Origin of the sequence: Mycobacterium sp. UM_Kg27 (assembly GCF_000972905.1) — a bacterium.
In the GTDB taxonomy this organism is placed as follows: domain Bacteria; phylum Actinomycetota; class Actinomycetes; order Mycobacteriales; family Mycobacteriaceae; genus Mycobacterium.
The window spans coordinates 1-9,791 of the sequence record NZ_JRMM01000151.1 but is presented as its reverse complement, the minus strand read 5'-3'; the positions used below and the strand labels follow the sequence as shown (position 1 = coordinate 9,791).

Annotated in this window: 7 protein-coding genes and 1 tRNA gene; 3 read left to right on the top strand and 5 right to left on the bottom strand. The window is 64.0% G+C overall.

Annotation, left to right across the window (positions count from 1 at the left end):
* Positions 1-145: 145 nt before the first annotated feature.
* Positions 146-1,585: an alkaline phosphatase family protein gene (locus LI94_RS18445; protein ID WP_046302096.1), complete on the top strand. Its 1,440-nt coding sequence runs from the start codon at positions 146-148 to the stop codon at positions 1,583-1,585.
* 43 nt (positions 1,586-1,628) lie between these two features.
* On the opposite strand, the gene LI94_RS18440 is transcribed toward LI94_RS18445, so the two are convergent.
* The 3 genes from LI94_RS18440 to orn form a co-directional block, all read right to left on the bottom strand.
* Positions 1,629-4,025 (bottom strand): SIR2 family protein, encoded by a 2,397-nt coding sequence (locus tag LI94_RS18440; RefSeq protein ID WP_046302095.1) that lies wholly within the window; start codon positions 4,023-4,025, stop codon positions 1,629-1,631.
* A gap of 226 nt (positions 4,026-4,251) precedes the next feature.
* A tRNA-His gene (locus LI94_RS18435) sits at positions 4,252-4,324 on the bottom strand.
* Positions 4,325-4,358: 34 nt separating this feature from the next.
* On the bottom strand, positions 4,359-5,015 hold the full coding sequence (gene orn, locus LI94_RS18430) for an oligoribonuclease (RefSeq protein WP_082105811.1): 657 nt from the start codon (positions 5,013-5,015) through the stop codon (positions 4,359-4,361).
* 75 nt (positions 5,016-5,090) lie between these two features.
* On the opposite strand from orn, the gene LI94_RS18425 reads away from it, so the two are divergent.
* Complete coding sequence (locus LI94_RS18425) at positions 5,091-6,659, top strand: helicase HerA-like domain-containing protein (protein ID WP_046302093.1); 1,569 nt, start codon at positions 5,091-5,093, stop codon at positions 6,657-6,659.
* On the opposite strand, the gene cmrA is transcribed toward LI94_RS18425, so the two are convergent.
* Positions 6,656-7,462 (bottom strand): mycolate reductase, encoded by an 807-nt coding sequence (gene cmrA / locus LI94_RS18420; protein ID WP_046302092.1) that lies wholly within the window; start codon positions 7,460-7,462, stop codon positions 6,656-6,658. The genes LI94_RS18425 and cmrA overlap by 4 nt on opposite strands.
* 23 nt (positions 7,463-7,485) lie before the next feature.
* On the opposite strand from cmrA, the gene LI94_RS18415 reads away from it, so the two are divergent.
* The gene (locus tag LI94_RS18415; protein ID WP_046302091.1) at positions 7,486-8,826 is read left to right on the top strand and encodes an MFS transporter; all 1,341 of its coding nucleotides are present in this window, start codon (positions 7,486-7,488) and stop codon (positions 8,824-8,826) included.
* Between the two features lie 11 nt (positions 8,827-8,837).
* On the opposite strand, the gene LI94_RS18410 is transcribed toward LI94_RS18415, so the two are convergent.
* Positions 8,838-9,605, bottom strand: coding sequence for an MmpS family transport accessory protein (locus LI94_RS18410; RefSeq protein WP_046302097.1), 768 nt, complete (start codon positions 9,603-9,605; stop codon positions 8,838-8,840).
* Between the last annotated feature and the right edge of the window lie 186 nt (positions 9,606-9,791).

Here is a 9,791-nt window from a genome sequence, read left to right as displayed (position 1 = left end):
GAAGCGCTTCACTACGATCACAGGCACACCCCACCGAAGGCGGGGTGATTCAAGGAAATCAGTCCCCGGACTTACCGGGACGGCTCAGTGCGATTGCTAGGGTCGCCGGGCAGTCTCGCGCAAACTTCGACGAGGGAATCCGATCGTGACAAAGGTGAAGCGGTTTCGGTGCGGTGCGACCGTCGCCGGCCTGGTTGCCGGAACGGGGGCGGTGGTCGCGGCGCAGACGGGGCTGTCGGCGGTGACTGCCGACTGGATGTTGGCCGCCGAGCACGTGCTGCTGATCGGTACCGACGGCACCAACCTGGACAAGATCCTGGAGTACGCCTACAACGACGGCAGCGGCTTCAAAACCGCGATGGACCAAGGCATTACCGGAACTGCGAGCCTGGTTAACCACACCACCTTCTCCGGCCCATCATGGTCGACGATTTTGACCGGGGTGTGGGACGACAAGCACGGTGTGACCAACAACCTGTTCAGCCCCGAGCCGTATAACCAGTGGCCGACGGTGTTCAACCTTCTCGAGTACTACAAGCCCGAGATCAACACCACGGTGATCGCCGACTGGGACTACATCAACGACATTGCTGCCGCCGGCGGCTACCCGGTCGACAACAACGTCTTCGTGCCCTTCGAGACCAACTGGGCCGATGCCGACGCGCTGGTCACCTCGCAGACCATCGCCCAGATCCTGGCGACCGCGGACAACCCCGACGACATCTCCAACTTCCTGTTCTCCTACCAAGTGCAGGTCGACGAGGCCGGGCATGCATTCGGCGGCGGGTCGGCCGAATACGCCCAAGCGGTGGTGAACGTGGGCGCCAACATCCAGCAGATCCTGGCCGCGGTCGCGCAGGTCAAGGCGATCACCGGTGACGACTGGTCGATCATCATCACCACCGACCACGGCCACCAGCAGTCGCACGACATCTTGGGTCACGGCTTCCAATCACCCAACGAGACATCATCTTTCGTCATCTTCGACCAGGCTGGTGATCACGCCACCGACGGCAGTCAGAACCTGAACTACTCCACCGTCGACATCACGCCCACGATCCTGTCGCTGTTCGGAGTCCCGATGCGGTCGGACTTCGACGGCGTCTCGATGGCGAACGACCCCTCCATCCTGAACAGCATCGTCACGCCCGCGGACCTCAAGCAGGCGCTCCTCGCCGCGCTCGCGAATTACGGCTACCCCAATATCGGTAACGACATCGAACTGGCCATCCGCACGGTTGTCACCTCCATCCCGTACGGGCTCAATCTGGTCGTCAACGAGATCGACAAGCTCTTGCAATCGATCGTCGATCAGGACATCTTCCTGATCAGTGGACTGGCCCAATTCGCCCAGCAGATCAACGATTTCGTTGGCGGTCTGGTGGTCGACACCAGCGTTGCACTGGCTCGAGGCGTTGCTTTCCTGACCGGATCGGGAGTCATTGCGCCGACCGACCCGCCGCTGCCGTTGCCTGGTGCCTCGGAGTTCTCTGACCCGTGGGGGCTGCTCGCCGCAGGTGACAACCTGTTCGCGCCTGACCATTCGGTGGGGGGATTCGAACTGCCCTGGCTGCTCGACGCCTGATAGGCGCATTACGCCCGCGACTCTGGGGGCCGTCCCGGTTTCTTCAATTGGAGTAGCGGCGACGCGTGCTCTCCAAATCACGGCGGTCGCGGGCGAAGTCAGGGTCCGGGTTATCGATTTCGATCTCGCGCATGAGTGAAATTGTGTCGTCGAGTACGTCGACACGGCTGAAGCGGTCCGCAAGCGCAATACCTACGTCGGCAAGCACTCGAAAGTTGTAGCGATCGTGCGGCCACCTTGTTGTGCAGCTACGTGCGATTCGTTCGGCCTCCAGCATCATGGCGAGCAGGTCTTCCTCCATCAGTCCCCCGCTGTTGAGAGCTCGGCGCAGCGTCAGTGTGGCTCGGTAGCGCTCAACGATGTTGTCAGTGCCGATTTCCTCTTGGCTCGACCGAATCGCGCGATCCGCTTCATCGAGCATGTTCTCGTCGAGGAACATTCGAATAAGTCTGCGACGTGGAGTCCGTTCACCTGGGACCGTAGCGATCAATTTGCGCATTAGGTCACGCTGATGTTCCCGATTTGTCAGTCGTGGTATTCCCATGTCGTTTCCAGCAATGCCACGCGCCGTCTCAAGCTCTAGATATTCGGTCGGGTTGAGTCCTTCGATTAGGCGGTCGAGCAATATGCGAAGTTCTTCTTGATCGGCAAATTTGTAAGTCGAAATGACCTGGGCAATGACGTCGTGGCGCGCTGCCCAACCATAGAGTCCCTTGCGTTCGCTAATGTCGTATTCACTGACGATATCAGCCATCCGCTCCAGGAGATCTGCTAATCCATTCGGGGCGATTCCGAGTAGGCGCATGATGAGCTGGCGATGGACTTTTCCGCCCATCGACTGCACTGCGGCGACATACCGATAGACGTGCTGAGCGTCATCATCGAGGTCGGCGAACTCCCTGAGCAAGATGTCATCCAGCTGGTCGGTCTGAAAGATGTTCTTCAGGCAGACGTACATCTCTGCGCTGCAACGTTCCCGCAAGCGCCGAACTTTGTCTTGGTGGCCGAGGTTAAGGAAGTCAGGTTCGACCAAGCTTCGGATCTCCGGCTTGCGGTCGACGAGATTAATCAACTCACGAATGTCGCTATCGGCTAGCAGTGATAGCCGTTCGAAGGTTCCACGGCTAAAGAAATAGGGTGATTTCACGCGCGTCTTCCACTGTGCGGCATTAACTGTGACGATGATGCGCAGAAAAGGCCGGTCACGCGTTCCGAGAATATCTACGAGGCGGCTGACGCTCGAAAGGTGCTGAGCGCAGTCGTCGACCAGTAACATTCCCTGACGATTGTTTGCCCGGAGTTGTTTCTCAAAACCGACCCAACCGTCTACGTCCAGCGGAAAATTGTTAAGGTGTTCGAAGGCGAGGAAGCCCTCTCCGTGGCGGAAGTGTAGGAGTCGTCGCGCCAGCGAAGTCTTGCCCACCCCGGCGGCTCCTGCGAGGACCAGAAAGAAGCCGCGCAGGCCCTGCTGCAACTGGCGCAGCCGGGGCTCATTGCTACGTTCAATGGTTAACCCAGCCTGGATGTCTGCATAGGTAGCGGGACTCCCGTTGTACAGGCGCAGGGGATCGGGCGCTAGGGCGACCGCGTGTGCAACTTTGGTTGTTGTAGTTGCGAGCGACGGAGGAAGAGTTGTCAGCGATTGATCGTCTTCCGCCGAGATGCAGGCGGCGTCTGGCTGAGCTGATTGAAGGTGATGCATGAGGTCATCGAGCGTGCCTTGGACGACTTCGATGCCGCGCTGATCTAGTAGGCGCGCGCGATCTTCGTCGTACTCATAAACCAAGAGAAAAACTCGTCCTTGTACACCCTGCGTGCGAAGTTCGCCGATCTCCTTCGCAAGTTCGCGCAGGTGATGGTCACGTAGAGACTGACCGACAACAAGTGTGTTGCTGTTCATCATGGACATCTGCAGGCTGAGGAACAACGACTGGCGGTATTGCCTGACATCGTCGTAATCGAGTTCAGTAAGGACCATCCGCGCGCGATCGCCCAAACCCACGTCCTGGCTAACGCAGCCGTGAATCTTGAACAAGGTTGCCGCTGCGCTTCCGGTGGTGGTCGAGAAGTCGAAGTTTGACCGTACGACGTCGAGGGATACGCCGGCGCTGCGAAATGCGGTCTCCACCAGCCGGTCGAAGTTGGTGGTGTAGATGCCCTTCCACTTATAAGTTGGCAGGGCGAGGATGCCTCCGGTCGGCTCCAGATCTCTCAGGCGCCGTTTGACCGCAATTGCAAGGTCTTTTCTGCCCAAGCGATTTTCGAAGATGCCTGCGATCTCGGCCAGGTCGTCACCCTCTGGCGGCGGGGACAGCTTCTCGGCGAGGTGCCGCGCTAATTTCGCTCCTGTGGGCGCGCCAGATGGAATCGAGGCACCTGCGCCAAGCAGCAAGACTGTTTGCTCTGGATTGATCGAGGCCGCGAGTTCAGTGAGTTTCATTGGAGCGACAACTTACTGGCAAGCAGTGACGTTGCGGCTCAAATTCGAGCCGCGTCGTCATATCGAGAGGTCGTGCCGCAGGAGGGCCCTACTCTTCAATGCCGCGACACTACGAGCCAGGCGATAGTTGGTGGCGGCATTGAACCTGTGTTGCACAGTTCGTCGCATGGCTCGAAAAGCACCGCCTCACTCGCCTGCTCGCGGGTGAGGCGGTGCTTTGCCTCGGGGTGGCTGACGGGACTCGAACCCGCGACACCCAGGATCACAACCTGGTGCTCTACCAACTGAACTACAGCCACCATTGCTGCCAACTTGCAAGCAGCGTCGTCGATACTAACCGCTTGGGCGCTCAGCGACCGAATCGATATCGTCGGGCGCGTCCGCCGGCGGCCCCAGTTCCCCGGCGATCGCAGCGATATCGCTGGTAGAGGGTCCGGGAGGGCCGACGAATGCGGTACGCCGGTAGTACTTCAATTCCCGGATGGACTCGTGGATATCGGCCAGTGCGCGGTGCGCCAGGCCCTTCTCGGGCTGGCCGAAGTAGATCCGGGGGTACCACCGGCGGCACAGCTCCTTGATCGAGCTGACGTCGATCATCCGGTAGTGCAGGTAGTCGTTGAGGGCACCCATGTCGCGGGCCAGGAAACCGCGGTCGGTAGCGATCGAGTTGCCGGCCAGTGGTGCCGTCTTGGCCTGCTTGACGTGGCTGCGGATGTAGTCGAGCACCATCGCCTCGGCCGTGGCCAGATCGACCGACGATGCTCTGACCTCGTCGATCAGGCCCGATCGGGTGTGCATGTCGGTCACCACGGGGCTCATCGCGTCCAGGTCGGCGTCGTCGGCGTGGATCACCACGTCGATACCGTCGCCCAGGATGTTCAGGTCGCCATCGGTGACCAGGGCAGCGATCTCGATGAGCTTGTCCGAGCCCAGATCGAGGCCGGTCATCTCACAGTCGATCCAGACGAGTTCGTCTCGTGCAGCACTCACAGTGAGCCAACGTTAGCCGTTCGCCGCAGCCATAGGCGCACAGCGGTACAGACCGGCCAAGTAATGTCGTGACCTGTGAGTCCCGAGTCGGCGGCGAACGCCGCGCAGCAGATCGCGGCGGGCTATGTCGCAGACGGCCAGGCCCTCGAACTGGGCACGGTCGTCATCGACGACACCGCAGACGCCTCCGCCCAGGTCCGCATCCCGCTGGCCACGATCAACCGCCACGGCCTGGTGGCCGGCGCCACCGGCACCGGCAAGACCAAGACCTTGCAGGTGATCGCCGAGCAGCTGTCCGCCGCCGGTGTCCCGGTGCTGATGGCCGATGTCAAGGGCGACCTGTCCGGGCTGTCGCGGGCCGGGGAGGCCGGGGACAAGATCACGCAGCGCGCCACCGAGACCGGCGACGACTGGACGCCGACGGCGTTCCCGGTGGAGTTTCTGTCGCTGGGCACCGGCGGTCTCGGGATCCCGGTGCGCGCCACCATTTCCAGCTTCGGTCCCATCCTGTTGTCGAAGGTCTTGGGGCTCAACAGCACCCAGGAGTCGACCCTCGGGCTGATCTTCCACTGGGCAGACCAGAACGGTTATCTGCTGCTGGACCTGAAGGATTTGCGTTCGGTCATCACGTTTTTGACCAGCGACGCCGGAAAACCCCAGCTCAAGAACATCGGCGGAGTATCGGCTCAGACCGCGGGGGTGATCCTGCGTGCCCTGGTCAATCTGGAGGCCGAAGGCGGCGACACCTTCTTCGGTGAGCCGGAGCTCAAACCGGAGGACTTGCTGCGCACCGACAGCCAGGGCCGCGGCATCATCTCGCTGCTGAAACTGGGTGATCAAGCCGCCCGCCCGGTGTTGTTCTCCACCTTCTTGATGTGGGTGCTCGCCGACCTGTTCACGCTGCTTCCTGAGGTCGGCGACGTCGACAAGCCCAAGCTGGTGTTCTTCTTCGACGAGGCGCACCTGCTGTTCACCGACGCCTCGAAGGCGTTCTTGCAGCAGGTCGAACAGACCGTGAAGCTGATCCGCTCCAAGGGCGTTGGGGTGTTCTTCTGCACTCAGTTGCCCACCGATGTGCCCAACAGCGTGCTGTCGCAGCTGGGCGCCCGGATCCAGCACGCGTTGCGGGCATTCACCCCCGATGATCAGGCGGCGCTGAGCAAAACGGTGCGCACCTACCCGAAAACGAAGGTGTATGACCTGGAGTCGGCGCTGACGTCGCTGGGGATCGGCGAGGCGATCGTCACCGTCCTGTCGGAGAAGGGTGCCCCAACCCCGGTCGCCTGGACGCGACTGCGGGCGCCGCGATCGCTGATGGCCTCCGTCGGCGATGCGGCGATCACCGCCGCGGCCACCGCGAGCCCGCTGCACGCCGTCTACAGCGAGACAGTGGATCGTGAGTCGGCCTATGAGATCTTGTCCGGCAAGCTCGCGGCGGGGGAGGGCAGTGCGCCGCCCTCCGACGCCCAGGGGTACGACGGTGTGCCGCCGCCACCGAAAGTGCACTGGTGGACGCGGTTCGGTCGCTGGCTCAAGGGTATCTTCGCCAGCCCGGCGGCAAAGAGCTTCGCCCGCTCGGCGGGCACCGCGATGGGTCGCGAGATCACCCGCGGCATGATGGGCACCGGCCGGCGTCGCCGCTAGCCCCCGCCGAGTTTCTTGTAGACCGCCCCCACGATCGGCGTGACGATAGCGCGCGGCGCGTAGCCGCTGGCCATCGACATGGCCTTGGAGGTGACGCCTGGCACCACGCGCATCTTGTTGCGCGCCAACGCATCCAATGACAACTTCGCGGTGTGTTGGGTGGAGATCCACAAAAAGTCCGGGATCAGCCGGTCGACCAACGAGGCCTCGGTGGCATCAGGCATCTCGGCGCGCACCGGACCGGGCGCCAACAGTGTCACGTGCACCCCGGACTTGAGCAGCTCGCCGCGCAGCGACTCGCTGAACGTGTTGGCGAAGGCCTTGGTGGCGGCGTAGGTGGCGTTGTTGGGGATCGGCGAGTTTCCGGCCGCCGAGCCGGAGATCAAGATGCCGCCGGCGTGCCGTTCGAGCATGCCCGGCAGCACCGCCAACACCAGGTCGTGCACCGCCACCGCGTTCAGCTGCACCTGGGCCTTCTCCGCCGCCGGGTCCAGGCCGGAGATCGGTCCGAACGTCGCGGTTCCGGCGTTGGCGCACAGCACCGAGATCTCCCGCTCGGCCAGTTCAGCGCAGAACGCGTCACGTGCGGGCGGGTCGGCCAGGTCGACGGCGCGTACCTCTACCGCGACCCGGTACGTGTCACGCAGCCGCGCCGCCACGTCGTTGAGCACGTCTTCGCGGCGCGCGGTGATGATCAGGGCGTGGCCGCGGGCGGCCAGCTCGGTGGCCAGCGCCTCACCGATTCCCTGGGACGCTCCGGTGACGACGGCGCGGGCATCTGGGCTGGGAGCAGGAATTGGCATGGGGCAATCGTAGAGTGCCAGTCATGGGAGAGCCGGGGGCGGACAAGCCGGGGCGTTCCCGGATCGTGGCCTGGGCGCTGTGGGACACCGGTGCAGCCGGAGTTTCCGCCATCGTTGTGACGTTCGTCTACTCGGTGTATCTGACCAGCAGTGTGGGTCGAGAGCTGCCCGGAGAGGTGTCCCCGGCCAGCTGGCTGGGCCGCACCCTGGCCATCTCCGGGCTGACCGTGGCCGCAGTCGCGCCGGTGATCGGAGTCTGGGTGGCTGCCCCGCACCGCCGTCGCCTGACGCTGGCGGTGCTGACCGGTACCGCAGCGGTCTTGACAGCCTCGATGAGCCTGATCCGTGATGAGCCCGCCTACCTGGCTCCGGGACTGTTGCTGTTGGCGTTGACCGCCGCATGTGGCGACCTGGCCGGCGTGCCCTACAACGCCATGCTGCGGCAGCTGTCGACGCCGCAGAACTCCGGCCGGATCTCCGGGTTCGGCTGGGCGGCCGGCTATGCCGGCAGCGTGGTGTTGCTGCTGCTGGTCTACGTGGGCTGCATCGCCGGCAGCGGTCCCACCCGCGGCCTGCTGCACTTGTCCACTGAAGGCGGACACAACGTTCGAGTGGCGATGCTGCTGGCCGCGGCCTGGCTGACGGTGTTCGCGTTGCCGTTGTTGGTCACCGCGCAGCGCTTGGCCGGCGAGACCGAGGCGCCTGCCGTGCGGGTGGGCTTCCTCGGTGGCTACCGCCAGCTGTGGCGCGACATCACCGGGGAATGGCGCCGCGACCGCAACTTGGTCTTCTACCTGGTGGCCAGCGCGATCTTCCGGGATGGGCTGGCCGGGGTGTTCGCGTTCGGCGCGGTGCTCGGCGTCAACGTCTACGGCATCTCAGCCGGCGACGTGCTGATCTTCGGGGTGGCGGCCAGTGTGGTGGCCGCAGTCGGGGCCATCGCCGGTGGCCTGCTCGACGACCGGATCGGATCCAAAACCGTCATCGTGGGCTCACTGGTCGTGATGATCGCTGCCGGCACCACGTTGATTACACTGTCGGGGCCGGGCGCGTTCTGGGCCTGCGGGCTGGTGCTGTGTCTGTTCATCGGGCCGACTCAGTCCTCGGCACGCACCCTGCTGCTGCGGATGGCCCAAGAAGGCCGGGATGGGTTCGAAGGGGTGGCGTTCGGCCTCTACACGATGACCGGTCGGGCGGTGTCGTTCCTGGCGCCGTGGCTGTTCTCGGTCTTCGTCGACGTCTTCGGCACCGATCGGGCGGGCATGGGCGGGTTGTGTACCGTCCTGCTGCTGGGCCTGCTGGCGCTGCTGCCGGTGCGGGTGCCGATGGCGCCGACCCCGCTTCGCCCGGCTTCGCCGCGCTAGCGATCGCCGCGTCAGCCGGCAGCAGCGCACACCGTGAGAATCGAACCGGTGCGCTGGCGGACTTGTGCACCGTCCACCGATACCGAGCAGGTGATCTGTTCGCCGAAATTGACCACCGTGACCGCCGCCGCCGTCGTGGCCGGCGGCGTCAGCGTCACCTGCTTGCTCCACGGCAGCGCCACATTGAACTCAGTCTTCAAGATGCCGCCGGTATCGATGTAGGCGATGCTCAGCGCCCGACCGGTCCCGCTGACGCTGTAGAGGATCGTCTCGGGCACTCCGGCAGTGGTCGATGTCGTCGGTGGAGGTGTGGTCGTTGTGCTCGGCGCCGGCGTCGTTGGCGTCGAGGGAGTGGTGGTGGGGACACGCTTGGGCACCGGGGTGCTCGGGGCGGTCGGCAACGGGGTCACCGGCGTGACGGTGGCTGAATTGCGCTGTGAGCCATTAGCAATCACCAGGGCGATCACCATGCCGACCACCAGCAGTACCGCGGCGCCGGCTACCAGGAACAGCCAGGCCGGGAACCGCGGGGGCTCCGGCGGTCCACCTTCGCCGCCGCCTACGGGTCCACCCTCCGGGAGCTGGGATGCCTCCCAGTGCTGCCGCGGCAACTGCTCGGTCGGGTGGGGAGCCTGCGGCGGATAACCGGACGGGTACGACGGCAGCTGCCCGGCGTAGGCCGGGTCGACGTAGGGCGGATAGCCGGACGTCGGCGGCTCAGACGCTCCACCGCGCTGCCAGGACTGATTAGAGCCCTCCGGTCGATACGGATCGGTCATGCCCACCTCATGGCTTGCAGGGTACCTGCGCCGGGCGTCTGCGGCCGGGACGTCGGCGCGCGGTCCTAAATTCCGGTCGCGCCCAGCGCGCTGATCGTCATCGCCCGCAACACCGCTCGCGAGCGTTCCGGGCCGGCCGACTTGGCGCCAATGGGCTTCATGCTGTGCCTGTCTCTTATACACATC

What these genes read in the sequence shown, in the direction of transcription:
- LI94_RS18440 (WP_046302095.1), bottom strand. Translation starts at nt 4,025, where the DNA reads ATGAAACTCACTGAACTCGCGGCCTCGATCAATCCAGAGCAAACAGTC.
- cmrA (WP_046302092.1), bottom strand. Translation starts at nt 7,462, where the DNA reads ATGCCAATTCCTGCTCCCAGCCCAGATGCCCGCGCCGTCGTCACCGGA.
- LI94_RS18415 (WP_046302091.1), top strand. Translation starts at nt 7,486, where the DNA reads ATGGGAGAGCCGGGGGCGGACAAGCCGGGGCGTTCCCGGATCGTGGCC.
- LI94_RS18410 (WP_046302097.1), bottom strand. Translation starts at nt 9,605, where the DNA reads ATGACCGATCCGTATCGACCGGAGGGCTCTAATCAGTCCTGGCAGCGC.